Origin of the sequence: Mesorhizobium opportunistum WSM2075 (assembly GCF_000176035.2) — a bacterium.
Lineage (GTDB): Bacteria > Pseudomonadota > Alphaproteobacteria > Rhizobiales > Rhizobiaceae > Mesorhizobium > Mesorhizobium opportunistum.
Window position 1 is genome coordinate 2,715,013 of the sequence record NC_015675.1, and the last position, 26,392, is coordinate 2,741,404.

Consider the following 26,392-nt stretch of genomic DNA (forward strand, 5'->3'; position numbering starts at 1 on the left):
CCTTTCGTTCAGCCAATCAACGACACCATCGACCAAGTATATGAACGTTGTATTCGCGCTAGATAGGTACGCGTAAAGGGGTGCCGAACCATCTGACTCCCTCTTGGACGAGCTCGATATCGACAAATGCGGCCCCGCGCTCCTTCAATGATGCAGGGACATTGACGGCAAGATAGTTGGTGTCGCCTGGGGCCAGTACAAACGGAATGTAAGTGCGCGCGTTGTCATATTGCAGGAGTCCATCCGTAGAGTCGAACGCATGATAGCTGAGCGCAATTCCCATGTGACCGCCCGTCGGACCGAGACTCGACCAGACTGTCTTGGATAGGTTGGTCACACTGGCAACGATCTTCAGTGCCGTGCCGTCGTCGGTCCTGTAGGGACCCTCCACAAGCTCAAGGCGATGGGCGCGCTGCTCCTCCTCCATAACGGCCATCATCCGCGTATCTCCAAGGTCGGTCAGTGGTGCGAAAGGTCTTGGGAATTGTGGTTCGTAGACCTTGTACCAGTTCTGCCGAGTGACGACGTTTTCAAGCTGTGCCGCGCTTTCGGACCATGTCGGCCACGACGTATTGGGGAGTTCAGCATGTATGCGCATGAGAAAACTCTTGACCGCAGCCGCCAGCGCGGCTGGGGAACCGACCTCGAAGAAATGCGCCTCGGCCGCGCCCTTGCCCACCTCGCGGAACACCGGAATGTCGCTGGCAAGCACCGGCTTGCCGAAATGGCCTGCCTCCACGATAGGCAAGCCAAAACCCTCGGCAAAAGAGGCTGCAATCAAGGCGTCGCAGTTCTTGTAAAGGGCGCCCAGCTCACTGTCGTCAACTTTCTCGTGCAAATGCAGGCGCTTGCCAAATTCCGCATGGTGCCGAATGCGGTCGGCAAGATGCAAGATGCCCCATCCAACCTTCCCCACGATAACCAGCTCAACGTCGACGCCGTCGGCCCACAATGCCTCGAAGGCATCCAGCGCAACTCGGTGGCCCTTACGGGGCTCCAGCGTTCCGACCATCAGGAAGTAAGGCCGCGCCGCGCCCTTGCTTTGCCGAATCGGCTTGGACGACGCCAGCCCTGCGGCGAAATCCGCGCCAAGTTGCCAGTAGCCGACCTTCATTCGGCGCGGAAATCGGATGCCCTCGAGCAAATTCAGCAATTCGTCCGCGACCGCGCGCGAGATGCACACAAATCCAGTCGAATAGGCGAGTGCGGTTTGAAACCATGCACTGAAAACGGGCGGCATGCCTTCATGGCAAAAGGCAGCCGAACGCAGAGGAACCGTGTCGTAGAGGCAGGATATGACGTCGCCGCCCTTGATCAAGACCGGACGAAGAAATGCCGGATGAAGAGTGTGAAAAGGCCAGGAACTGTCGAGCATCAAAACCGTATCGCCAGCCTGTGGGCGGAGTCGGTTGGGCGATTGCTTCGAAGGCGGATGCCCCGTCCATTCCTTTGCAAAGTACCAGCCGGATTGGTCGTCGCAGAACGAGATATATTTACCCTCGTTGCTTGACCCGTGCGGGAACATATTTTCGCAGATACGTCGGACCACACGTTGGATGCCGGTCTTGTGGTCATCTATCAGCGTTGCGCTTGCGTCCACCAGCAGCCGCGGGCTCGCGGTCTCGGGCTCTGCGAGGGCCATCAAGGTCGGCACGTCCTGTTCGTCGCCTTTCTTGACGCCAAGCGCCTCGACCAGTCCGACCTGAGGCAGAACCGTGTGGCGGTCGAACTCGCGTAAGCCCTGAACGACACGGTCTGAGACCTTTCTCCAACTGAACGTGTCAATTCTGTCCCGAGCTAACTCTTCTAGTTTTTGCGCATCGAGCTTGCCTGCCGCCACCGTTTCGATTTTCTGTGCAAGGTCCAAAGATGAGGCGGGATCGAAGAGTAGCGCACTATCTCCGACAACTTCAGGAAGCGCTCCCGCTCTGCCCGCGATTGCAGGTGTTCCACAGGCTATTGCCTCCAGCGCAGTCAGTCCGAAGCCCTCCATGAACGATGGCTGTACCAGCGCTAGCGCCCCTTTGTAGAGACGAACCAGCGTTTTGTCGTCGACCGCGCCTGCCAATACGAGTCGGTCGAAAGGCAGGCCATGAGATTCCCAAATTCTACGGTATTCAATCTCCTCTCGGGGGGCAATCTCCCCAACAATGACGAATTTCAGGGTTTCTCTCAGTGGTCCAGAAATCTTCTTGATTGCAGGAGGTATTATCCCAAGATTTTTTCGCCAATCCGCTCCTCCAACATAAAGAATGTAATTCTCATACGTCGGAATTCGCTCCGATATATCATCGATAAATTGGACGAATGCGTCAGATATGCCTGTTCCTATTAAAGTATATTCTTTCGATCCGACAAAATGTTGAAATTCTTGAGAAGAGAAATCCGAAATGGTGAAAACAACGTCAAAATTCTTGTAGCCAGAAAGCCGCCGATGGTAATATTCTCTTTGACGAAGGTCGCGCATGTATCTGTCGGGAAACCTGAATGGAATCGCATCATAGAATATGGCTGCCGTTCTGACCCCGCTCAATGAGCCACCGAGATATGGAACCGCGGAGTCGACGGCGCCTTCGAACGGACTCGCGGACAGAGCGACGTCGGGACCGAGCTGATTGACGTGATGGACGAGGGCCAATTCGCTGCGGCTGCGCCATGTCGTATACCCATAGTCTGCTTCACCGCCTTCGACTTTCCCATGCCAAACGTGAATGCGGTCCGATGGCACGATGCCGGAAAGCAGCGATCGCGCCGCAATTGTGGCGTCGGGCATTGCGGCATTAAGTGAAACCAGGAGTTCGATACCGCTTTCGTGAGACGAAAGGGCGCGCAGCAGATCGAGTACGTAGCGTCCAATTCCTCGCTTCCGGCTCTCCGTTTGCAGGCATTGTCCGTCGACCCAAAGTCTCAATGGCTTTACGCTGGTCATGCCGACTCCCCATCGACCTGCAGACGTTCACGCCACGCACCAAGTGCCACAGGGGTCGGCTCGAGCGTCCAGCCCGTGTCGATGGTGGCCACCAAACCGCTGCTTGCTCTTGCAAAACCCAGAAGACGGCGTTCGAGTGGCGGAGCGAAACGCACCACACGATGTGCAAATGCGGCGGCGCGAGGTCTTCGACGCAACCACAGTAACCCATGCTGCATCACAAGCTTGGTATTTGGCCACCATACGATGGCACGGCTGATGTACTTTATGCCTCGGAGGGGGGCTGTAATTTTCCATGAGGTCGAATTCTGAAAGGTGTCTGCCAGCGCCGCCATGCTTTGGTTCAGGCGGGCAATCTCGGCGTCACGGTCCTCGATGACGGCATCCTTGAGGAGAGACTGTTCTCTCGCCGTGATTTCCTCCTCGGCGAGATGGCGGCGAAGGCGCTCGATCTCGGTATCGCGCGCCGCCACGGCTCTGTCCTTGATGATGTCCGTAAGCTGCTTGCCGAGAGAAGCCACGGTGTTTGTCAGCGCGATATTGCCCGTTCGCATCATGTCGGACTGGGCAGCCAGATTGTCGGTCAGTTGCTGAAGCTGAAGCGCGGTCGAAGTCATCATCGCCTTGACGCCTCCCGATATGTCGACGACTTCGTCATCGGCGGAACGCAGCCATTGCTTTATCTGCCTTGTGTCCGTGGGCACCATTTGCGATGCGCTCTCGACAAACGCCGCAAGGACATTGGGTCCTTCCACGAGGTGTTTTCTCGCTAGGCAGGCATAGTCGCGCGCCACCTCGAACATCAGGTGAATGCTGCGTTCCATCGGTCCGGCTTCGATCATCGGGGCGCCATTCAGCCTCAGGATCGCGGTCTCCGCGAATTCGGCCTGTCCCACCAAAAATTCCAGCAAATCCGGCGGCAGGGGGCTCTTATGGGTTGGGTCGAGATGGAAAGTATGCGTACCGACCGAGATATTTTCCGGATTGGGCGTTTCCAGGATCAGCAGGCCGTCATTGGTCAGCACCCTGTTGCACTCATCCAAAAGTCTGATCAGGTAGTCCGTTGGTACGTGCTCGACCATATGGAAAGCCGAAATGACGGCCACGCTGCTGTTCGGCCTGCCGCTGAGATAGTCGATCGCGTCCTGTAATTCGATTTTGAGGCCATTGTCTGTGGCCTCCTGCGCCATAAGGGCATTGGTATCCACACCCGTGGCATCGAACCCAGCCTCGGCGAGTATTTCGAGCCATTCGCCGCGTCCGCAGCCAAGATCGATCGCCAGAGTCGGTCCCTCGGCCTGTCGCGGTATCTGTGCCAACAAGGGTTGGTAGATCTTCAGCCGATCCTTGACGAGTTCCCTCGATCCGCGAAAGCGATCCTCGAAGGCCTTGTAGAGATCATCGAAAGTTTTCTTCATCTGACGATTTCGAACACGTGTTCAAGGCGGCTCGTCCCGACAAAAAAAGGGCGGTCTGAATTGATGACGTCGAAAACTTCCACGTTTTCAATCCAGTCGAAATTGTTGTCGATGTGAACGTCTCCCGTGTGGAGCGAAATGGAAAGCCCGTACGAACCTTGGCCAAGTGCACAGGCGAGGCGCAGGTTACATTCCACCTTGTCCCCGGCTTTGATGCCTGAAAGCACCTGGCCTGTATGCCAGGTGTTTGTCCCCCAAACTGTATGGCCGGCGCGGTCTTTCAGCATGAACCCGATGACGAGTTCCGGAATATCCTCCTTCGCGGCTATCCGGGCTCGAATTGTCACGCTCTGTCCTGAGATGGCGGTCTTGATCGGCTTCTCGTTTTCGCCGTCGATCAGCGCGACGGATTCAACCGCGGCCGCCTTGGTTCCGCTTCTGCTGTAAAGCCAATTGTCCTTTTCGCGCCGTTGCTCGATGGTCAGCTTGGCGTTCTCCTTGGTCGCGATCAGGGCGTTGTAGTAGTCGACCACTTCGTCGGGCGGCCCATCCTTCAGTACACGTCCCTTGTCCAGCAGAATCGCCCGGTCACACAAGGATCTGACGTCGCTCATGCCGTGTGTGACCAGAATGATCGAGGTGCCGGCGGCTCTGAAACTGCGTATCCGGTCGAAGCTCTTGTGCTGGAAATAGCTGTCGCCAACCGAAAGCACTTCGTCGACGATCAGCACCTCCGGCCGTTCGGCGGTGGCAAGGGCGAAAGCCAAGCGCGCCTGCATGCCGCTCGAATAGGTTCGTAGCGGCTGGTCGAAAAACTCGCCGATCTCGGCAAAGTCTTCGATGTGAGGCATGAGTTCGGCCAAACGTGCCTGGGAGAGACCCATCAGCCCGCCGGCGTGAAAAGCGTTCTGCCGCCCGGTGAACTCTGGGTTGAAGCCAAGTCCGAGCTCCAGGATAGCGCTGACGCGGCCACCAACATGCGCCGTGCCTTCGGTTGGTCGCACCGTGCCGGTGATCAGCTTCAGAAGGGTACTCTTGCCGGCGCCGTTCTGCCCTATGAGCCCGAGTGCTTCTCCGGCCGAAAGGGAAAATGAAATGTCTTTGACCGGCCAGAATTCCTCGGTCGGTTTGACCGGCGCGCCGAACCAACCCGCAAATCTTTCGAGGTTGCTTGCATAATTTGCATAGCGTTTCGACAGGTGGCTGACGGAAAGCACGGTCATGGCTACAACACGTCGATGAGTTCAGGGCTGGCGCGACGAAAGAACACCATTGCAAGCGTCATGCTCACGACGCCCAAGAGCGCTGGCATGACGAGGCTTGCCGGATCGGGCCAGCGATTGAACAACAGCGCGTCCTGATACAACCCTACCAATGGCGTGATCGGGTTGAGTTTGATCAGTAGACTGTATTTTTCCGGCAGCACGTTGGCCGGATAGACGATTGGCGTCAGCCAGTACCAGAGTTGCAGCACGATTGTCATCACCTGCGCGACATCGCGGATGAAGACGTTCATCACGCCAAGGATGACGCCGAGCCCGAAACCGATCGCCGCGATCAGCACGACTCCGATCGGCAGCAAGACCAAAGCGCGGCCTGGAATATGCCCGAGGAAGATGAAGATAATGAACAGGGCGACCAGCAGCAACAGATGATTGATGAGTGCAGTGCCTCCCACGATGATGGGCAGGCACAGACGTGGAAAAGCAATCTTCTTCATCACCGGTGCCTGCTCGATAAAGACGGACATGCTGCGCGTCAGAATCTCGCTGAACAAGGTCCACGCGGCCATGCCGGATAGGAGATAGATCGGATAGGCTGCAGGGCTGTCCGTGTCTGGAAGCCGCGCCTTGAGAACGTCTGAAAGTACGATCGAGAAGATAACCGCCTGTGCAAGCGGATGAAGGATGAACCAAAGGCCGCCCAGCCGCGACCGCACGAAACGCCCTTTCAGGTCGCCTCTGACGGAGGAAATGATGAAGTTGCGGTACTGCCACAGGCTTCGGAACATGTGCTCAACCTTTGGCACGCTACGGGGATGCAGTCAGCGAGCGTTGCATAGCCGCTGCCAATATCCGAAAACATCGGCAATTGTCTGTTCGAACGGCACCAGAGGCGCCCAATTCAGCCTTTCGCGTGCCTTTGTCGCATCACCCGAGGCGACAGGGATATCGTTCGGACGCAGTTTTTCCGGATCGGCACGCACCTCGATATCGATGCCCGACTGCGCGACGAGCATATCCAATATGTCCCGGATTTTCCGCGGTTGTCCGGAGGCGATGTTATAGACATGGTGCGGTCCGTCAGCCAGATCCATGGTCGCGGACCTCGCGTAGGCGCGCACCACATCGCGAACATCCAGGAAATCGCGCTCGGCTTGAAGATTGCCGACATGAATGATCGGATTCCTCTTGCCAGAGACGATTTCGGCGACCTGGCGCGCAAAGGCCGAGACAACGTAGGTGTCGGACTGACCAGGGCCGGTGTGATTGAACGGGCGAAAGCGGACGGCGCGCAGGCCGTCATAAGCCATCTGGCCGATCATCAGGTCCGCGGCCGCCTTGGTGGCGGCGTAGACGTTCATAGGTCGAAGCGGCACGCTTTCCGTCACCGGGCCGGACATGTCGAGGAAAGAAGCGCCGTAGGCCTCCGAACTCCCAACATAAACGAACCGGGCATTCGGCGCGTGGCGCAGCACGGATTCGGCAAGATTCATCGTTCCCGTAACATTGACGTTCCAGGCATGTCGTGGCGCGTTGCGTGCGTCGGAAGGCGCTGCGACCGCCGCCAAATGGATGAGCGCGGTGGGCTTTATCTCGCCGACAGCGCTGTCGATCGCCTCCCGGTCCAAGAGGTCGATCGCGTTTCGCTGCCCTTCGCCATGGCCTAACGCGAACACCTTGCAGTCAACGTATTCCCGCTCCAGCAACTGCGACAGTGCCGTGCCAACAAATCCGTTAGCCCCGGTTATCAGGATGCGATGGGTCAATCTACCGACCATGTTTGGCAAAGGGCTTTCCGATCACCCTCGTCTCGACGGATTGGTATGACGTTCGAGGTCGGCGTCCACCATTTCACGGATCATCTCTTCCAGCGGGATCGTCGCCTCCCATCCCAGCTTCTGCTTTGCCTTGGCAGGATTTCCGAGCAGAATTTCGACTTCCGCCGGCCTGAACAGTTCCGGATCTATGACAAGGTGATCGTCGATCTTGAGCCCAACGTGATCGAACGCGATTCGGCACATGTCGCGCACGGTCGTCGTCCTTCCTGTGGCGACGACGTAATCGTCCGGCTGGTCCTGCTGCACCATCAGCCACATCGCGCGGACGTAGTCCTTCGAGTGACCCCAATCTCGCTTGGCATCGATATTCCCGAGCCGTAATTCCTTTGCCATGCCTTTCTTGATGCGCGCGACCGCGTCGGTCACCTTGCGGGTGACGAACTCAATGCCGCGAAGCGGAGATTCATGATTGAACAGAATGCCGCTTGAGGCATGCAGCCCGAAGCTTTCGCGATAGTTGATCGTGATCCAATGGCCATAGAGCTTCGCAACCGCGTAGGGGGAGCGCGGATGGAAGGGCGTTGTTTCCGATTGCATGGGTTCCTGGATAAGGCCGTACATTTCCGAGGACGACGCTTGGTAGAAACGGGCTTCGGGCGATTCGAGACGGAGTGCCTCGAGGACGTTGGTCACGCCTATGCCGGTGACGTTGCCCGTCAGGATGGGCTGCTGCCATGATGATTTGACGAAGGATTGGGCGGCAAGATTGTAGACTTCATCGGGTCTCACATCGCGCATGGTTCGAGCCAGGCCGGACAGATCCGTCAGGTTTCCATCAACAATCCGGACGTCTTTTTCGATGCCGAGCCACTTCAGCCGCGTGGTGTTCACATCGGCCGTGCTCGATCGCCGTGCAAGTCCATGGACCTCATATCCCTTGGACAGCAGGAGCTGCGCCAAATAGGCGCCGTCCTGCCCGGTGATGCCGGTAATCAAAGCTTTCCTTGTCATCAATGCTCTCGATCATATCCGGTGGTGCTCCCAGCCCCAGGCCGCCGCTTGGCACGTCATGGTGGCCAAGTCAATTCCGCGTCGGTTTATGGCTGCGGAATGTGGGTCGATTCATATGTCGCCAGGAACAGCTCCCGGTCGCAATTGACCAGGGCCGCTGATCACTTCACAGCCATCCACGAATCGGCCGGCATACTGGGCAACGCCTGGGCATCGCGGTCGATCCCCGTATGCCAGCCTCTGGCCTCGAGAAAGTCGACCATGGCGCCGGTCGCGACATTGCCGGGTGCGCCGGGTGCAAGGACATCCACCCGCCCACGAGTGCCGCCGCGACGCCGTCAAGCGCGCGGCCGCTGGAGCATCGTCCCAGCGGAGCGCGGTCAGTCTACCTGTCACGTGGATTGCCGAATTTTGCGTCGCGCTTCCTCGAATAACGATCGATGCGCGGCAGCTTGTCGTCAAATGCGACCCAAGGCAGCCTGAGTTCCCAATAGGCATGAGCCTGTGGGCGCAACCCTTCAGGTCTGTCGAAGAAGCCGATCGTCAGATAGAGTTCGTCCGGCAGGCCTTCGTCGCTGTAGCCGATGGAACTCCCGCAGTCAGGGCAGAAGGTGCGGACCACGCCGGGTGTCCTCGAAAAGCTTTTCGGAGTTCCCTTCAAAAGCCGGAATTGGTCGGGCCGATACCCGACCCAGACCGTGAGCGGACCGCCAATGGCCCTACGGCAATCGTCGTCGTGGTCGTAGCAAATCCAGAAAGGCTCGCCGTCCATGGCGGCGGCTATCGCCCCGCAGAAGCAAGTCCCGGTCTCGCGCCGCGTCATCCGTCACTCCGTGGTGCCGAAGCATCTGCCGCGTTCCGATCTCCCGGGATTGGTCATGCGGCCGCTCCCGGGACAGGGGGTAAATCCCTGATCAGGCGTCGTGATGCTCGGGCATGTTCTTGAGCTGATCCTTGGTCCAGTTGGTCACCGCGTGGACATCGCCATCTTCATCGCGCATGAAGTCCAACTGGCTCGCGGAGACGGCCACCGGCTTGGCGCCGATGCCGAGAAATCCGCCAACGTCGATCACCACCTGACTGCCGGCGCCGGAACCATGAACATGGGAAACGGTGCCGACCTTGTTGTCGTCAGCGTCGTATATCGTGGCGTCTTCCAAAATGTCAGGCGTCAATTCTGCGCTCGTGAGGCGGACGTGATTGGTGTGATCCATCGGTCAAGTCTCCTGTTGGGACGGGATAGTTGAACCACCCAGCGAGGCAATCGTTCCGAACGATTTTGGTGGTCTCGGATGGATGGACTGCAGAGCCGCCCGAATTGAGCCATGGCCCGATTTGACTCGCCAAGGTCTGTACGAAATCGTACAAAGAGAAAATGGTTCGCGCGACGCTTGAGAGAGGCGATCGCGCTTTGGCCGGCACGAGGATGTCATGGCGAAAGAACCTGAGCGCCCGGGTCTGACGGCAGAGACGGTGCGCGCACTTGCCCGGGATTCGGGCGCTACGGAACAGCAGATACGTGAAATAATATCGCTGGTCGGCTTCGATCGCGCCTCCATCCTGCGCGAGGCTCGTCTTGTGGCCAAGGATGGATAGCCCGCGAAGCCGCGATTTTTCCACAGCAGTAAATGTCGGTTTTATACCAACGCGCTAGCCCTCCTAGTGCTGCGTGAAGCGCAGTCTATGGTTCGTCACCGTCCGCTCGTTCGACGGGCGCGGCCGGCTAAGAGATGCGAGTGCTCTTGCCCAAGGGAGAGAGTCTCGTGGATCACCAGATCCTGCAAGCCAAGAGCGAATTGTTGCGCCGGATGAGCGGGGACGATTTCGCGCGGCTGAGGCCGCATCTCCAGAGCGTCTTCCTGGAGCTGCGCGCGCCGCTGGAAACCGCGGGTCAAAAGATTGAAGCCGTATACTTTCTTGAAAGCGGGCTGGCATCGGTGGTGGCGAAGACATCGGCGAAGACCGAAGCAGAAGTGGGCATAATCGGCTTTGAAGGAATGACCGGCTCGGCCTTGGTGATGGGGGACGACGAGGCGAACTTCGACTGTTACGTGCAGTCGACGTGCGAAGCGGTGCGCATGCCGGCTGCTCCATTCGTGGAAGCTTTGGAGGACAGTCCGACGCTGCGGCCGTTTCTGTTGCGCTATGTCCAATATCTTCACGTCCAGACGAGTTACACGGCAGCGATCAACGCGCGGCAGAGCCTGGAAGTCCGCCTGGCCAGGTGGCTTTTGATGTGCGGCGACCGCACCGTCGGCGACAGGCTCGTGATAACCCATGAATTTCTGTCCATCATGCTCGGCGTCAGGCGCCCTGGAGTGACTGTCGGGCTGCAGATGATCGAGAGCTACGGGTATATTCGTGCGCGTCGCGGAGAAATCACGATCCGTAGTCGTGATGGCCTATTGACGTTGGCGCGAGAGGCTTATGGGCCACCCGAAGCCCAATACCGCCGGCTGGTCGGAGACCTGGGCTCAAAGAACCCCGCAAGGCAGGAACGGCCTCCCACCTGAGGGTTGGAGGAGACGGGACGGACGCGTCTCCGGCCGGGATCGGATCAGGTCGCTTTGCGAGTGGCCGACGCGACGATGCCGGTGAGACACCATTGCCTAAGCCCGCGTCGGCCACTGCGGCATGAATTGGGGATGCCGCGCCGCCAATCTAGCGCTCCGCAAAAAGCCTGCAACGAACGCTCGAGGTTTGGTACGAACTGTACATAGCCTGGTAACGCGTTGCATGCTGGGCAAATGGGTCACACGGCCTGTTCGATGCCGTGGAGATCGCGGCCTCTCCCGCGATCACGCTCAGAGACTCGCGACGGGTTCTGCACCTGACAGTTGCTGTTCCGCCGAGCGGAACATGTCCTCGAATGCCAGCTCGGTTTCAAACACGGTGCTTCCGACACTGATCGCCAGGACGTCCTCGCTGCCCTTGGGCGCGAAATAGACCCGCGCGACGCCTGCCCGGATCCGCTCACCAATGTCCTTGGCCTCGGCTTCGGTCGCTCCGGGGAGGAAGACGCCGAACATCGATGTTCCTATGCGCCCCACCATATCCTCCTTGCGGACAGCCGACTGTATGGCCGAGGCAACGAGCCGCAAGGCCTCATCGCCCCAGCCGGGGCCGAAGCGAAGATTGATGGATCGAAGATGTTCGGCGTGGATCGCCAGGAAGGCGCCCGAGCGCGGCCCCGACGCCGATGGCCTGGCTGTGCGCCGCTCGATCATCGAGGTGAAAACCGGACCGTTCAGGCAGCCTGTCACCCTGTCATAGGTTCCAGACCTGTTGAGTTCCCGCCGGTAGCCGCGGATCTGGGTCTGCTTCCAGCCGATCAGCACGAAAAGCGGCAGCCCAATGATCAGCGGCAACAGCACCGCGGTGACCATGCTGCGCCCGAACGGCGTCAGGGCCTCGCTGAACAACAGCAGGTAGTTGAGGCCGACGGAGAGGCCAAGGCTCCCGACTGTCCCCAGAAGGGTGAGCCAGGCGACGCTCTTCCACGCTGGGACGGTGGCGGTCGCTGCGGTTTGTGCCATTGGCAATCTCCTGTCAGATCAGCCAATATAGCCGGGCACCGCGCAATTTCAGTTTCGGCAAACCATACAATTTGATCGATGTGGGAGCCTCCTCGATCCTGGCAGCCTATTGCGGAGGGCCGAAGATCCCCATCTGCGTCTCCTCGGCGACCGCCTGCGCCTTGCCATAGATGCCGGTCGGCAGCGCCATCGCCCAGCCGTTGGACACAAGCCAGGCGCCGGCGTCCTGCTTGCCCAGACTGCACGGCGCGGCGATGGCGAAACGCTCGATGTCCGGCGGTACGAAACATTTCAGCGCGCGTCCCCGCAGCCAGGAGTTGAAGGCGGCACGTGCGCGCTGGCCGCAAGGCCAGGCGACATCGTGAAACGAGCAGGTCCTCTCCGGCTCGATGCTCGCGACGCCACCGATGATCACTTTGCGTCCCATGGATTCGAAAGTCGCCGACGACGTGGCGACCGGACGGAAGAGCAGGGTTTCGCGCCAGTCACGGGGCCTTGGCCTTTGGGGAGGTATGGCGAGGCCCAGATCGCCGAGCGGCGGCCGGGCTTCGGTCCGCTCGATTTCGGACAAGTCAACCGGCGGCGGCGCGACAAGGCTCTCGGCAACCCTGCGCGCGTCTCGCCATGGACCGTCGGGAACGGCCGCGACCACAGGGGTTGGATGGTTGCCGGCACGCTCCATTTGGGGCGCGGGGGCAGGCCGGTCGATCGCAAGCAAGGCTCCGGCGTGCATGATCAGGACAATCCCGAGCACGAGCTCGAAGCCTCCGACCGCGATAACCCAGCGGATGCGCCCGGGCATGCCCATCACGCCGGCGCGGCGTTCGAGCAAGGCCCCGTCACCGGCCGTTCAGAAACCAGAGGTCGATTTGGCAACCAGTTTGAGCGCACCTTTCTGAACCTGATAGAACGGCATCGATCTTTGGCTGGATCCGTCGGCGCGAAAGCGGAACAGGCCGGTCGATCCGCGAAATCCCCTCGGGTTTTCGAGAACCTGTTTGCTGAAACCGTCGGGTCCGACCGCGCTGGCAATTCCCGCTGTCAGGGCAACCATATCATAAGCGTAGGCTACATTGACGTCGGCGGGATAATTGTACGTCGTCCTGAAGCGGTCGGCGATCGGCCCGGTTTCGCTCGAATCGAGCGTGGCGATATACGCGCCCTCAAACAAGGGATCGATGGGGTGCTCCAGCCAGCGGTTCGTTCCCACGACAGAGATCGCTTTTCCCGGAATGCCCTTCGATTTGAGGGCGGCAAGCACGGGGGAGGGGCTGCCGTCACCGCTGGCAACGATGACCGCGTCGGGGGTGTCCACGAGCGAGCCCATCTCGTCGACCGCCTTCGCGGCACCGTCGCCCGAATAGGGGACAGTGACCGCCAGCGTGGCGCCATAGATGCTGAGGCCGTTGGCGACCCGTTTCTCGACGGCGGCGGCGTTTTGGCCACCCGCGACAAGCAATACGAACTTCTTGCTGCCTTTGGCGGCAAGCCCCGCCGCACCTGCCGCCGCGCTGTCCGCTTCGCTGAGCGGCACGGCATAAACCCCGGCACTGCCGGCGAAATTGTCGGCAAGTGCCAGAACCGGTGGCCGTTTCGATCCCGACAGCGTGGCGATGTGCTGAGCCGCCGGCAGCTCGGTTGGGCCGATGACGACTTTCACCCCGGTGGTGATGGCATGTACCGCCAGTTTGCCGGCCTGAGTGCTGTCGCCCTTCGTGTCTTCTATCGTCAGAGTGAGCAATCCATTGCCGATATCCGCCATCGCCAGCTTGGCCGCATCGCGCATCTTGCGGCCGTTTTCGCCTGCCGTTCCGGGTGCCGACAACGGCAGCAGCATCGTGACTTTTGCCGAACCGGTGCCTAGCGATTGGGTCGCCTGGGCTGGACCGGCACCGCCATTCTGCCCCGCCGGCGTGGCCTGCTCGGCGGGCGCGGCAATTGCCGCCGGATCGAGCACCTCGGTGACGTTGCCTTTCGACTGGCAGCCCGACAATGTCAGGGCGAGCGCGAAGGCGATTGCCGACGTCCGCGCACAGTAGACCTTTCGGCCAGCTTCCATGATTGTCCCGCCCTCTGCCGCCGGCTTATTCTTCCCGGTCTGGTCTGCCACGCATGTTACGGCGGACTTGTCGCGCCGTCCTGTTGTTCTTTAGCCGCCGAAGAGCCGAGCCCTCAGGGCCCTGATCTGTCTTGCTTGCCCCGCGGTCCTGTAGTCGGCGCATTTCATGTATCGCGGTCCGGGCACGAACACCCGGCGCACGCAGACACGGTTTTCCTGGGCGGCGGCTCCATCCTGCCCATCTGTCGAAAATGTGGAAAAGCCGAATGTCGCGACCGGCAACGGCCCGGTCACTTCGAACCCGTCCCTGGCAGGGATTGCCCGCGCGCGTTGGCAGTAACGGACCGAGAGCGCCGAGAACCGGCTTTCATGATGCCCGGCGCGATACTTCATGACCGTGGTGCAGAGGTCACCGGCGGAGAGCCTGTTTGCCTGGGCAAGATACCTGACCCCCAGCGCGATGTTCGTCGCCGGCGTGCCCAGATCGTCGAGGGAGCCTCGAAAGCCGAGCATTCGCGCTGTCGCCGGCATCACCTGCATCAGGCCGACTTCGCCATCGGCGCCCCGCACGTCGGGATCGAAGCCGCTTTCGATCTCCATGACGGCGTGCGCCAGCGCCGGCTCGAGGCCGTAGATGGAGGCCTGACAACTCGCAAACGCCTTGAACGTCTGTCGGGTCCACGCCGCGGCCGCGTCGCAATGCGGCGGCCGCGTCGAACCCGACGACCGATGTTGCGCCAGGGAAGGCCGTTCGAGCCAGTTGGCGCGAGCCGGCGTGGCACTTTGGGCAAAGCCAGCCAACGCGATCGTTGCGGCGATCGCCCTCAACAAGGATCCGTCGGCTGGCATGATGGCCAACAGGCACAAATTTGCCTATCCGGTCAGTGCATGTACTCGACCATGCGATCGTGAAAACACTCGCATTTGTTGAGCGTGTCCTCGTCCTTGTAGTTCGTCTTCAGATAGCCATAGGCCATGCCGCAGGCGACCTTGGCCTCCGACGCCCAGACGAAGACCGGCCGCGACGAGTTGATCCACTCCGAGCTGTTGGCCGCGGCGACCGACTCGTCCATCAGCTTCACCACCTGGGCCTTGAGATCGACGATGTTGTCGGTCAGCACCAGGTTGGAAGTGCCGACGGTCCGGCAATAGTCGCCCGTCGGGCCTTCGATGATGTCGGCGGCGAAGCCCGTCGATCCGGCCAGTAATAGCGCCGTGGCCGAAGCCAGCAATCTTGCAAAACGCTTCATTTAAGCCCTCTTTCAAATCGCCATTTTACGTTTCGCTAATGTGTAGCACGGGAGCACGGCCACGCATAAGTGTTAAATCGTGACATGCTGCTGTGTGTGTGTTGAGTCGTCGTATAGAATGTTGATGGTTCCGGCCGCAGGGGTGTTCGTTAGTTGTGCCAGGTCCACGAAACTGTGGCCGCCTGTCGCGCCGTTGACGTCGACGCTCAACGTCTTCGTGCCGGCGTTATATTGCACGTAGTCGGTAATGGTGCCACCCGGTGCCATGTCGAACAGTGCGGTCAAATCGATCTTGTCACCCTGGCCGCCGGCACCACTGTAGTCGCTTATCAGATCCTTGATATCGAGATGGTCGAGCTTGAACGTATCGGCGCCTGCGCCGCCAGTCAGTATGTTGTAGCCCGCGGCAGCGACGAGAATGTCATCGCCCGGTCCGCCCGACAGGATATTGGGATCATAGGTGGCGTCGCCGGTGAGGGTGGCCTGGTGCCCATCATTGGCGTCGACAATGATGTCGAAGCCATGACTGGCTTTATCGCCGTCACCATCCACAACATCGACGTTGAAATGCAACCCGACGTCCGGAGGTGTCTCAATAGCCGTTGTCACGCTGGTGGTGGTACCCGCAACAATTAGTCCTGTATTTCCGATATTGACAACTGACATGCCATAGACAAGGTCGGTCGAGGTGAAATCCAGAACGCCGTTGACGATGTTCATGTTGCCCTGATTATGGGCAATTCCGAGTTGGTCGTAAGTGATCACATGAACAGAATAGTTCCCCGTCATTTGGCCACCATTAGATCCTTGCAAGAAGTCAATTTGGACATGATCCATGCCAGCCGCAGTCGTCGAATGGGTTGAGGAATTGTTGTCGCCATCTCCCTGAAGGAACTTTAAGGTTATCGATTCATTGTGATCCATGGTTTGACCAGAACCTATACCCAAACCATTGTTATTCGAATTTACCGTGGCGGTACTGCCAAGATTTGTACCTGTCCAACCGGAATTACCGGTAAACAGTATGTCCGTGTGGGGAACGGGGAAGTGATTCTTTACGGTTATTTGCTCAAGGTAGACGCTATTACTGTTGCCGCCAAGGCCAGCAGCGCCGAGTGCGGTTGTATCTGTTACCACTATAGTGGGCGCGGGATTGATGACCTCAAAAGTATAGGTGCCATCCGCTTTCATATCGACCGTAAAATAAGGCTGCGTACCACCGGCATCGAAGAACGCCGTGTATTGGGCGACGCCGGTGGCTGAGTCGTAGATCGACGTTGAATGATGGATTAGTGATATGCTTGGCTCGTTTGTTAGTGAAATTGCAATTGTCGAGAGTCCGTCGGCACCGGGCGTAAACGACCACGTGCCGTCATGCGTATCGACAGAGTTGGCGACGATCTGGCTTTCAATGGAGGCGATCGTAGGCCCATCGTCGTTGACCTTGACGGTCAGCGAGCCGTTGGCGGTGTCGCCGTCGCTGTCGGTGACCGTCACCGTGAAGTGCTCGCCGGTCGCCTGGTCGGCGGCCCCGATCTGGTTGGGGTCGGCGTTCGCCACATTGTGCGCCAGCGTGTAGCTGTAGCTGTAGACGCCGCCGGTCGAGGTCACCGTCAGGTCGCCATTGGTGCCGTGCACGACGATCGGAACCGCAACCGTCGCGGCGGTCACGTTGATCGGATTGCCGTTCTTGTCGATGATCACCAGCGCCTGCAGCGTGTCGCCGCTGGTGGTGATGTTGAAGGTGCCTGCCGTCGTCTCGGACGCGTCGCTGTTGTTGCCGGCATTGTGGTCGGCCAGTTCGCCGGTGCCGGTCGGCAGGCCCTTCTCATCGACAACCGCGGTCGCATTGACCAACGGCGTCCCGCCATCCGGCGTCACCGTGATCGTCGGCGTCGAGTCCGCCTTCAGCGTCAGCGACACCGTCGCCGTCGATTTGTCTCCATCTCCGTCGATGACCGTGTAGGTGAAGCTGTCGGCCGTCGAGGAACCACCCGCCCCGGCATTGGGGGTGTAGGTGAACAGATGGGTCGTCGTGTCGTAGCTCACCACGCCCTGCGTGGCTTGCGTGAACGTCACCTTCGAGGCATCGCCAATCGCAACGCCATCGGCGCCGAACACGTCGTTGGCGAGCGCGTCGATCGTGACCGGCATATTCTCCGTCGTCTGCGTGGCACTGTCGTTGTTGGCGTGCGGCCCATCGTCGTTGACCTTGACGGTCAGCGAGCCGTTGGCGGTGTCGCCGTCGCTGTCGGTGACCGTCACCGCGAAGTGCTCGCCGGTCGCCTGGTCGGCGGCCCCGATCTGGTTGGGGTCGGCGTTCGCCACATTGTGCGCCAGCGTGTAGCTGTAGCTGTAGACGCCGCCGGTCGAGGTCACCGTCAGGTCGCCATTGGTGCCGTGCACGACGATCGGAACCGCAACCGTCGCGGCGGTCACGTTGATCGGATTGCCGTTCTTGTCGATGATCACCAGCGCCTGCAGCGTGTCGCCGCTGGTGGTGATGTTGAAGGTGCCCGCCGTCGTCTCGGACGCGTCGCTGTTGTTGCCGGCATTGTGGTCGGCCAGTTCGCCGGTGCCGGTCGGCAGGCCCTTCTCATCGACAACCGCGGTCGCATTGACCAACGGCGTCCCGCCATCCGGCGTCACCGTGATCGTCGGCGTGGAGTCGGTCAGCAGCGTGATGGTCACGGTGGCGGTCGAGGTGTCGCCGTCGCCGTCCTTGATGGTGTAGTCGAACTTCACCGTTCCCTGTTCGCCCGCGCCGGGCGTGTAGGTGAAGGTGCCGTCATTGTTGTAGGCCAGGCTCCCCGTCGCCGGGTTGGCGCCGTTCTGCGCAATCGTGTGCGTCACGCCGCTCCAGTCGACGCCGTCGGCGCCCGCCGTGTCGTTGGCCTTGACGTCGACCGCGACCGCCGCGTTCTCCGTCGCCTGCGTGGCGCTGTCGTTCACCGCAACAGGCACATCGTCGACGATCTGGACTGACAGCGTGGCGGGAGCGGAGGTGTCGCCGTCGGTGTCGGTCACCGTCACGGTCATGTTGTCGTAGATGGAATCTGTGCCGGCGCCGGGATGGGGCTCACTGTGGACAAGCGTGTAGCTGTAGCTCACCTGGCCGGTGCTGGCATCGTAGCCGGTGATGGTCAGCGTGCTGCCGAGCGGCGTGGTGATGCTGACCGGCGTCGATGCGCTGTTGGCAAGCGCAGCACCCGAGATCGCCTGGCCGGCGATCGTCAGCGAGCCGACACCGTCGGGGGAGGAGATGGTGAACGTGCCGGTATTGATCTCGCTGGTGTCGGGAGCCGAGGTCAGGCCCTTTTCGTAGACGGTGGTGTCGCCGCCAGTGTTCTCAGGCGCCAGGTCGATGATCGACGGTGTGGAATCCGGCAGCAGGCTCGGAAACAGTTCGTGGTGCTCCGGTTGGCCGAACGCAAGGTCTGTCGGGGGCAACAGCGCCGACAGGTCGAACCCGTCGCCGATGCCGCCGGCGGGAACCGAGAAGTCTCCGCCTGCGCTGGAGGTCGAGCCTCCCGGGCCGGCCGACATCGAACCGTCGGCGCCGAAGGCAACATCGACATGGCTGGCCTCGAGCGCGGCGATCAGGGCAACGCGCGGCACCTCGACATCGCCAATGAGGAAGGCCGGCACGTGAAGGGCGCCATCCTTGATCACGATGACCGAGCCATCGGCCTGTTCGAGCACCAGATTGTGGCCGTCGACCTTGATGTTGTCGATCGAGACGTTGGCTGGAAGCTTCACGACGTTGCTGGCGTCGGCCACGTATTCGTGGGGGGTGGGTGCAGCTGCTGCCTTCGCCTCCGCGGGTGCCTCCGGCGTGACGGGTGCGCCGCTGCCGACATCGACCGGCACAGGTTCGGCCGCTGCCGGCTGCGTCGAAGCCGCCTGGGCGACCTGGATCTCCGCCGGCGATGTCTGACCGTGATGGTCACTGGCGGCGGAATGCTCGTCCCAGGACCTTGCAGCGGTGTCCAATTCGATATTGGTGGTCATTTGCTTGTACCCCTCCGGAATTTCCCGGAAAGAGACAGCGCTCACCATTGCTTTGCAACGGTTCATCAATCTATTTGATATACTGCAATATGCACAAAATCGTATTTTTTGCGCGTGGTAAACCGATAACATATATTCCGTTATATATTGCCGATATCGGTGGCGATTGACGGCGGCCCGCGTCCGTCTGGATGGTAAATGAAAGTATAAATTATAATAAAGTTTTATGCAAAACAGACGAAGTAAGTTCTGTCGTCGTTATCTACCTTCGTTGCCAATAATTTGAGACAAGATTGGTACCGTCCACAGTCAAAGGTGGGCGTTATGAAAAAAGAAAAAATCGCGCCGGGGACAACCGGTCTCAAACTGCTCTTGCTGACGATCGGCCTTGCGGGCCTGCCGCAGCCATCGCTCGCGAGCCCTCGTTTCGAGGGTGTCGCGTCGGTCGGCGGGCTCGGCGAAAAGGTAGAGGCGCCGCGTAGCCTGGGTGGCGTTTCCCTGGAAAGGTCCGGGCCCTGGCAGCCGGTCGCGGGATACCAGCCCGGCATTGTCTCCATGAGCTACACAATCGACAACGCCAATGCCGGCGTTGCGCCAACGCACGCCGATGTCGGACCCGCCGATGTCGGAATTGATCCCATCCAGACGGCGGCGATCATTCCCGGCGTTTTCGGCTCGGTCGCGCTGTCCATGCACAACTTTCCTGTCGCGGCGCGGTGGGCGCCTGTCTACCAGGCAATCGTCGGCTGCACGGCAGGCAGTGCCTGCGAGCATAAGAGCGCGGCTTTTGCCACGCTGATCTCGACGGCACAGGGCAAGGGGTTCACCGAGAAACTGTCCCTCGTCAACAGCGGCATTAATCGCCTGATCGCCTACCGGAAGGACAGTGTCGTCTATGGCAAGCTCGACTATTGGGCGAAGCCTTCGGAGGTGCTCGACAAGCGCGCCGGCGACTGCGAGGATTTTGTCATACTGAAGATGACCGCCCTGCTCAGGGCCGGCATTCCCGCGCAAAGCATGGCGCTCGTCGTCCTCCAGGATCGCAAGCGCGGGTTCTTCCACGCCGTCCTGTCGGTGAGCACGGCGGATGGCGCGTTCATCCTCGACAGCCTCCACAACACCGTCCTGCGTGACAGTGATCTCCCCGACTATGTTCCGCTCTATTCCTTCAGCACGGATCGCGCCTGGATCCATGGCTCGAGATCGGGCAATGCGCAGGTTGCCGAGATCAAGGGCGGCTTTGCCGGCGTCGCGCCCGGCGAAGGATTGCAGCCGGATACGGCTTCGGGGAAGCTTGCGCGAAAGTAAGCAGCGGCTGCAGGATCGAAGCTACGGTTTGGTGCATGCGCGGGAGATACGGACTCTATCCGTTCCGATGCGATGCGCTTTAGCCGCTGACGAACGCCATCAGCAGGTCCTGTTCGATCAGCGGCGCCCGCACCGCGTTCAACTGGCCGCGATAGCGGCGGTCGCCGGCGCCGATGACGAACCCGCTGGCGACCGGGGTTTCGCCATTGGCATCCAGCCGCGCAAATATGTCCGCGACATTGAGATCGAGTGCCAGCCTGAGATCCTGACGCCCGTCATCGTTCGGCGCCGTCGGCAATTGGCGCTTTACCAACTGTTGGAACGGAGCGTTGAAGGTCAGGATTTTTTTCGACGATGAAAGGGCAAAGGCGGGCGAGGGACAGGCGACCAGTATCGCGCTGATCGTCCGTATCGATGCTAGCCTTTTCAACGTCAGGTTTTCCTCCGCCATGTCACGTATGCAGGCAACTCTGATCGCCGATGTCAGGTTGCCAGAAGCAGGCTGACCTTCGGCGATCTCATCGACAAGCATGCCGATCGTGCACTTCCGGCTTTCCGCCATATGCCTCAGCGAAGTCCAGAAAGCCCGCTCCAGGCGGATTCCGCGTCGCACGCCGAGGCGCGCGACGACCCGGAACTCCATGCCGAGGTCTTCTGCCTTCGTCGGCACGAGCAACCGGTCGAGAACGGCGGGAGGAGTGGCGCTATCGTTCACTCATTGCCTCCTCTCGTGCCTTGTTGATCGGCTTCAGGAGGTAGGTCAGGATCGTCTTGCGTCCGGTCTTGATATCGACGGAACAGATCATGCCGGGGATGATCGAATAGGCCTTGCCGTCTCTTTCCAGGGTCGACGTCTCCGTCGCCACGCGCACCTGGTAGTAGGGTTCCCCGGTCTTCTGGTCGACCAGGCTGTCGGCCGTGATGTTGGAGACCTTGCCTTCGATGCCGCCGAAGATCGAGAAATCGTAGGCGGTGACTTTAATGAGCGCCTCCTGGTCGGGGCGGATGAACGCGACATCCCGGGGCGAGACCCGTGCCTCCACCAGCAAGGTCTCGGAGGTCGGCACGATCCCGGCCACGATCACGCCAGGCTGGACAAAGGCGCCGACCGTGTTGAACTCCAGCGTGTTGACGATACCGTCCACCGGAGAGCGAATGTCGGTTCGGGCCACTTTGTCGGTTGCGCCCCGAATGGTTTCGTCGACGACCGAGAGATCGGCCAGCGCCTGGGTCAGGTCGATCAGCGCCTCCTGCTGCAGCTGGAGGCCCAGCTCCTCGACCTGGAGTTGGGCTTCGGTGATGGCCGATTTGGCCTTCTTTATCGTCTCGCCGGCAAGGTTCAGCTGCCCATGGAGTTCGGTCTGTTCGCGCTCGACCCGGATCTGCTCGGTCCTGGCCATCAGCCCCTTTTTGACCATGGCCTCGACCAGCTTTGTTTCCTGGTCGCTGATGGCCAGGTTTTTGGTAAGGCGATCGGAATCGGCCATTGCCTGGTCGAGTTCCTTCTCGCGCTGATCGAGCCGGGACTTCAGCACGGACAGTTTGTTGTCGAAGTTTTCGCGTCGTGCGATCAGGAGCTTTTGTTCATTGTCGCAAATCTGCGGTGCCGCGGCCTGAATGTCGTCCGGGCAAGGGAAGGATCCCGTCAGGTTGCCGCTCTGCTCGTATTTGAGCCTGGCGATACGCACTTCCAGCGCGCGCGCCTTGGCCTGTTGTTCGCCCAGGCTGGACGTATTCAGCGTGTTGTCGAGGCGAATGATCAGATCGTTCTTCTTGACGACCTGGCCGATCTTGACCGCAATTTCCTGAACGACGCCGGGCTCACTGGCTTGAATGATCTGGGTCTTGGAGGCGGGTATGACCTTGCCGTCGCCACGCGCGATTTCATCGACTTCGGCGAAAGACGCCCAGGCGACAAAAGCGACGAACAGCGCTCCTATGATAAATATGGACGCCGATGCGAAGAATGGCGGCCGATCTTCCCTAGCAAGCATTTACCAAACCCCATTATATTGACCTGGATCAATATAATTTGTCTCAAACATTTGTTTTCTGCAGCGCCTGTATGACTTGTTCTTTCGGTCCGTCGGCGACGATCTTGCCCTGCTCGATCACGATCAGCCTGTCGGCCAGCTCGAGCATGCTGAAGCGGTGGGTGGAGACGATCAGCGTGGTGCCGCGGTCAAAGGCCACCTTGAGCTGCTTTATCAGCTGACGTTCCGAGGCCAGGTCCATCGAGCCGGATGGCTCATCCAGGAAGACGATTTTCGGCTTGGTCAGCAGCAGCCGGGCAATCGCCACCGTCTGCCTCTGTCCGCCGGAAAGGTTGGTGCCGCGCTCGCCGACGTTCATGTCGTAGCCACGCGGATGGCGGGAGACGAACTCGTCGACACCGGCAGCCCTGGCCGCGTCGATGATCTGCTCATCGGTCGCTTCCGGGCAGGCCATCAGCAGATTTTCCTTGATGGTGCCCGAGAACAGATCGCCAGCCTGCGCAACGATGCCGACCGCGGCGCGAACCTCCGACGGGTGGTATTGGCGGATGTCGATCCCGTCCAGCAGCAACTCGCCGGAAGTCGGCAGGAAGAGCCTGCCGATCAGCCGGCCCATGGTCGTCTTGCCGGATCCTATCCGGCCGATTATGCCGATCCGCTCGCCGGGCCTGACGGTGAAATTCAGGCCGGACAGAACCTCGTTTTCGGAACCGGGATAGACGAATCCGACGTTCTTGAATGCCATCGCGCCATTGCGGATCGGGCGGTTTACGAAGCCCACCGTATCCGGCCGGTCTTCCGGTTGCGCCATGATCGAGTTGACCATCCGCAAGGAGAGCATGGCCTGGCGAAACCGCGACAGTGTTATGGCGATCTGGCCGAGGGGGGCCACGGCCCGGCCCGCCAGCATCACCGTCCCGATGATCGCCCCCGTCGAGACATGCCCCTCCGAAAAGGCATAGGCGCCAGCCACCACCAGGGCGACGGTGACCAATTGCTGTATCGCCTGGGTGATGTTGCCGGCTGCCGCCGAAAGCTGCTTGATCTTCTCGGACGTGTTGGCGGCGTTCTTCGAATGCTCGCCCCATTTGCGCAGCAGATAGGCTTCGGCGCGCAGGGATTTGATCGTTTCCAGCGTGGAGATGGATTCCACCAGCAGGGACTGGCGCTGCGAAGCCTCGTTCATCGAGGCCGCGACCCGCTTGCCGATGCGCCGCTGCGTGACCAGGCCAACGGCGACCGACGCCAGGAAGGCCACGGCCGGAATGATGACCAGCCAGCCGCCGATCGCATAGATGACCAGCAGGAAGACAAACACGAAAGCGGTGTCGATGAAGACGCTGATGGTGTTCGAGGTGAAGAACTCCCTCACGAACTCATATTGCGTTATCCGGTTTGCGTACTCGCCGGTCGAACCGGGTCGCGCCGACAAGGACGAGTTGAGCACTTTCTCGAACAGCATATAGGAAATCCGAAGATCGGCCTTGCGCCCGGCATAGTCGATGAGCGACGCCCTGGCGGTCTTCAGAAGCAGGTCGAAAACGATGACGGCGCCGATGCCGATGGCCAGGACCCAGAGCGTCGATATCGCCTTGTTCGGGAGGATCCTGTCGTACACGTTCATGGTGAAGATCGGCGAGGCGATGGCGAGCAGATTGATGAACATCGCCGACAGCACGACTTTCGAATATGTGCGCCAGAAGCCGCCCATCGTCCCGGTCAGCCAATGTCGCCGCTCGATCTTCGGCGCCGAGCCGACGCTCATCGCCTCCGTGGCGTTGGCGTAGGTGATCGAGAAGGACACACCGCCGCTGATATAGCTGGCGGCGAGTTCCGATCGGCTGATCGCGGTGCGCCCGTCCTCCTGGGGGGCGGTGAAATAGTCGCCGCCTTCCTCCTCGGAGAGCAGGGCAACAGGCAACTGGCTGACGCGAAAGACAATCGCGGGAAGATCGATCCGCCCGCGCAGGAAATCGCGATGGCCAAACGCCCGCGCTTCCAGACCTATGCGTTCGGCAAGGTTGCGGATGTCGTCGACCTCGACGCGGGTATCCGACAGCGGCACGCCGGCAAACAGCACCGTCTCTGCGCTCGGTCGGCCGAGATACGCGGCAACCGCCGAAAAGCAGGCTTTGAACGCCTCCTTCGGTGAAACGATATGGGGTTGCTGATTCACGATCTGCCCGCGAGGACTGTCGGTCGCGCCTTACATCCCTGCTTACTTCTTCCTGACCGGCGCCAGAATGTCGAAGGGCAGGTCATTTTTCTGTTCCGAGGGCGTGCGCGCATAGGTTTCGGTGTCAGCCGTTTCCGGTGCGGCGAACTCGGTCCGTGCGTAGGCGTTGGCTTGCTTTGCCGGCTGGATATCCATCGTCTTCAGCAGCTCCCCGGTCGCAGCCAGAAGCCGGTACTGGGCAAAGAGTGACGCATAGGATGCGGTGTCCGCGAGCGTCGCGGTGTTGAATCGCGTATTCTGCGCATCAAGCACGTCTAGCAGCGAGCGCTGCCCGACCTTGAACTGTTCGCGATAGGACGCAACCAGCTTTTCGTTGGAGGCGGCTTGCAGCTTCAGCGTCTTTGCCAGGTCGGCCTGCCGGAAGCGGCGATCCCATGAGGTGCGAACGGCTTCTTCGATCTCGCGCAGAACCTGATGCATGGCGAGCCGCTGTTCGCTGGTGCGGCGGATCTGCTCCTGTTCATTGGCCTTGTCTATGCCGCCCCGATAGAGGTTCCAGCGCAACACCAGGCGCGCCTGCAGGTCGGATGTGTCGCCATTGTCGCCGTCGATATCGTATCCCGCCCGGGCCGTGCCCTCGGCGACGATCGAGGGACCGTACTTCGCTCGGGCCGCGTCCACCAGCGAGGCCGCCGCGGCGATATCGCTGTTGGCCATATGGACGCGCGGGTTGTTTGCTCGTGCCAGGCCCAGCGCATCGTCCAGCGACCTCGGCAGCGCGGCCGAAACGTCGCCCGGCCTCGACGCATTGGTGAGCGGTTTCCCGACGGTCTTGAAAAACCGTATCTTCGAAGCCTCCAGTTCCTCCGAGGCTTCCTGCATGCGGGCCTTGGCCGCGAACAGCCGCTCCTCGGCCTGTTGCCGGTCGGCTTCGTTCAGTCCGCCGCCCGCGATGCCTTCCTGGATGTCGTGGAGGATAGCCTGATGGAAGCCCAGGTTCTTCTTCGCCTCTGAAACGATGGAAGCCTGCAGCATGTATTCGAGGTAGTCCTGGACCACCGAGAGCCCGATAAATTCGGACCGCTCCAGCACGCGGAACGACGCACCATCGACGCGCGAGGCCTGACGATTGAGCTCGGCGCGTCTTGCGCCGCTGTCATAGACGGTCTGTGAAACCGTCAGATCGGCTTCTGCCGGGTAGAGGTTGTCATCATCGAGGGAAAGCGCGCGACGCGACGAGTTGTCGAGACGGCGAGCCCCTCCGGATGCTTCCACGTCGACGCTGGGAAGATAGAGCCCTTTTGCCTGGCGCAATTCGAATTCGATCGCCTCGCGATTTTCTATGGCCTGGCCGATCTCGGGATTGGACTCGACGGCTACCGCCACGGCCTCCTTGAGCGTGAGGGCATTTGCACCCCCGCAGGACAGCATCGTGGCTGCCATCAAAAGACCAAGGCGCTTGCCCATGGCCGAAATGCCCGTTGTTTTCATTTAGCCCGCCCCAACTTTCCCCAACGCCCTTTTTCGGGCGCCACAACCAAGCCTGGGCCCAAGCCAGGCCGGCCGTCGGTGGATCATCTACCAGATTCACGAAATATGTGAGTAATTATTAATTTAGGAAATGCTAAAAGGCTTTTTCCAGCCAGAAGACCCGCGTGATGTAGCAAAAATGGCACATAAACCGACATGTACGGTTGGT

General features: G+C 60.3%; 22 protein-coding genes. 4 read left to right on the forward strand and 18 right to left on the reverse strand.

The features are described from left to right. Positions 1–58 precede the first annotated feature (58 nt). The 8 genes from MESOP_RS13020 to MESOP_RS13055 form a co-directional block, all read right to left on the reverse strand. Positions 59–2,929, reverse strand: a complete 2,871-nt coding sequence (locus tag MESOP_RS13020; RefSeq protein WP_013893791.1) for a glycosyltransferase family 4 protein — start codon at positions 2,927–2,929, stop codon at positions 59–61. Further along, the gene (locus MESOP_RS32965) at positions 2,926–4,347 is read right to left on the reverse strand and encodes a methyltransferase domain-containing protein (protein WP_013893792.1); all 1,422 of its coding nucleotides are present in this window, start codon (positions 4,345–4,347) and stop codon (positions 2,926–2,928) included. The genes MESOP_RS13020 and MESOP_RS32965 overlap by 4 nt, the downstream gene beginning before the upstream one ends. Next, the gene (locus MESOP_RS13030; protein ID WP_013893793.1) at positions 4,344–5,570 is read right to left on the reverse strand and encodes an ABC transporter ATP-binding protein; all 1,227 of its coding nucleotides are present in this window, start codon (positions 5,568–5,570) and stop codon (positions 4,344–4,346) included. The genes MESOP_RS32965 and MESOP_RS13030 overlap by 4 nt, the downstream gene beginning before the upstream one ends. Before the next feature lie 2 nt (positions 5,571–5,572). After that, entirely contained in the window at positions 5,573–6,358 is a 786-nt protein-coding gene (locus MESOP_RS13035) for an ABC transporter permease (protein ID WP_013893794.1), read from the reverse strand. Positions 6,359–6,391: 33 nt separating this feature from the next. After that, complete coding sequence (locus MESOP_RS13040; RefSeq protein ID WP_245265082.1) at positions 6,392–7,336, reverse strand: GDP-mannose 4,6-dehydratase; 945 nt, start codon at positions 7,334–7,336, stop codon at positions 6,392–6,394. 33 nt (positions 7,337–7,369) lie between these two features. Further along, entirely contained in the window at positions 7,370–8,359 is a 990-nt protein-coding gene (gmd, locus tag MESOP_RS13045) for a GDP-mannose 4,6-dehydratase (RefSeq protein ID WP_013893796.1), read from the reverse strand. 385 nt (positions 8,360–8,744) lie between these two features. After that, positions 8,745–9,182, reverse strand: a complete 438-nt coding sequence (locus MESOP_RS13050; protein ID WP_013893797.1) for a GFA family protein — start codon at positions 9,180–9,182, stop codon at positions 8,745–8,747. A 91-nt stretch (positions 9,183–9,273) separates the two neighbouring features. Beyond that, on the reverse strand, positions 9,274–9,573 hold the full coding sequence (locus MESOP_RS13055; protein WP_013893798.1) for a PRC-barrel domain-containing protein: 300 nt from the start codon (positions 9,571–9,573) through the stop codon (positions 9,274–9,276). 217 nt (positions 9,574–9,790) lie between these two features. Between MESOP_RS13055 and MESOP_RS35585 the strand changes: the two genes are divergently transcribed. Next, on the forward strand, positions 9,791–9,955 hold the full coding sequence (locus MESOP_RS35585; RefSeq protein WP_013893799.1) for a hypothetical protein: 165 nt from the start codon (positions 9,791–9,793) through the stop codon (positions 9,953–9,955). A gap of 134 nt (positions 9,956–10,089) precedes the next feature. After that, complete coding sequence (locus MESOP_RS13060) at positions 10,090–10,872, forward strand: Crp/Fnr family transcriptional regulator (protein WP_013893800.1); 783 nt, start codon at positions 10,090–10,092, stop codon at positions 10,870–10,872. A 291-nt stretch (positions 10,873–11,163) separates the two neighbouring features. On the opposite strand, the gene MESOP_RS13065 is transcribed toward MESOP_RS13060, so the two are convergent. The 3 genes from MESOP_RS13065 to MESOP_RS13075 all read right to left on the reverse strand — a co-directional run bounded on the left by MESOP_RS13065 (position 11,164) and on the right by MESOP_RS13075 (position 13,681). Beyond that, complete coding sequence (locus tag MESOP_RS13065; protein WP_013893801.1) at positions 11,164–11,895, reverse strand: GGDEF domain-containing protein; 732 nt, start codon at positions 11,893–11,895, stop codon at positions 11,164–11,166. A 106-nt stretch (positions 11,896–12,001) separates the two neighbouring features. Next, positions 12,002–12,727: a thermonuclease family protein gene (locus MESOP_RS13070; RefSeq protein ID WP_245265083.1), complete on the reverse strand. Its 726-nt coding sequence runs from the start codon at positions 12,725–12,727 to the stop codon at positions 12,002–12,004. 18 nt (positions 12,728–12,745) lie between these two features. Then, complete coding sequence (locus tag MESOP_RS13075) at positions 12,746–13,681, reverse strand: ABC transporter substrate-binding protein (protein ID WP_245265084.1); 936 nt, start codon at positions 13,679–13,681, stop codon at positions 12,746–12,748. Between the two features lie 52 nt (positions 13,682–13,733). Between MESOP_RS13075 and MESOP_RS36160 the strand changes: the two genes are divergently transcribed. Next, positions 13,734–13,934, forward strand: coding sequence for a hypothetical protein (locus MESOP_RS36160; RefSeq protein ID WP_245265085.1), 201 nt, complete (start codon positions 13,734–13,736; stop codon positions 13,932–13,934). A 110-nt stretch (positions 13,935–14,044) separates the two neighbouring features. Here MESOP_RS36160 and MESOP_RS13080 read toward each other — a convergent pair whose 3' ends face one another. The 3 genes from MESOP_RS13080 to MESOP_RS13090 all read right to left on the reverse strand — a co-directional run bounded on the left by MESOP_RS13080 (position 14,045) and on the right by MESOP_RS13090 (position 19,263). Next, positions 14,045–14,782 carry a lytic transglycosylase domain-containing protein gene (locus tag MESOP_RS13080; RefSeq protein ID WP_245265086.1) on the reverse strand — a complete coding sequence of 246 codons (738 nt, stop codon included), beginning with the start codon at positions 14,780–14,782 and terminating at the stop codon, positions 14,045–14,047. A 53-nt stretch (positions 14,783–14,835) separates the two neighbouring features. Beyond that, positions 14,836–15,204: a hypothetical protein gene (locus tag MESOP_RS13085; protein WP_013893805.1), complete on the reverse strand. Its 369-nt coding sequence runs from the start codon at positions 15,202–15,204 to the stop codon at positions 14,836–14,838. A 72-nt stretch (positions 15,205–15,276) separates the two neighbouring features. Further along, complete coding sequence (locus tag MESOP_RS13090) at positions 15,277–19,263, reverse strand: beta strand repeat-containing protein (protein ID WP_167313552.1); 3,987 nt, start codon at positions 19,261–19,263, stop codon at positions 15,277–15,279. 276 nt (positions 19,264–19,539) lie between these two features. On the opposite strand from MESOP_RS13090, the gene MESOP_RS13095 reads away from it, so the two are divergent. Then, positions 19,540–20,523, forward strand: coding sequence for a transglutaminase-like cysteine peptidase (locus tag MESOP_RS13095; RefSeq protein WP_013893807.1), 984 nt, complete (start codon positions 19,540–19,542; stop codon positions 20,521–20,523). Positions 20,524–20,602: 79 nt separating this feature from the next. Here MESOP_RS13095 and MESOP_RS13100 read toward each other — a convergent pair whose 3' ends face one another. From MESOP_RS13100 to MESOP_RS13115, 4 genes are read right to left on the reverse strand one after another with little or no spacing between them, the layout of a single operon-like run. Next, positions 20,603–21,238 carry a ribbon-helix-helix domain-containing protein gene (locus MESOP_RS13100; protein WP_013893808.1) on the reverse strand — a complete coding sequence of 212 codons (636 nt, stop codon included), beginning with the start codon at positions 21,236–21,238 and terminating at the stop codon, positions 20,603–20,605. Continuing rightward, positions 21,228–22,517 carry an HlyD family type I secretion periplasmic adaptor subunit gene (locus tag MESOP_RS13105; protein WP_013893809.1) on the reverse strand — a complete coding sequence of 430 codons (1,290 nt, stop codon included), beginning with the start codon at positions 22,515–22,517 and terminating at the stop codon, positions 21,228–21,230. Before MESOP_RS13105 ends, MESOP_RS13100 begins: the two co-directional genes overlap by 11 nt. A gap of 43 nt (positions 22,518–22,560) precedes the next feature. Beyond that, the gene (locus MESOP_RS13110) at positions 22,561–24,693 is read right to left on the reverse strand and encodes a type I secretion system permease/ATPase (protein WP_013893810.1); all 2,133 of its coding nucleotides are present in this window, start codon (positions 24,691–24,693) and stop codon (positions 22,561–22,563) included. Between the two features lie 42 nt (positions 24,694–24,735). Continuing rightward, on the reverse strand, positions 24,736–26,184 hold the full coding sequence (locus tag MESOP_RS13115) for a TolC family protein (RefSeq protein WP_013893811.1): 1,449 nt from the start codon (positions 26,182–26,184) through the stop codon (positions 24,736–24,738). Positions 26,185–26,392: the final 208 nt, after the last annotated feature.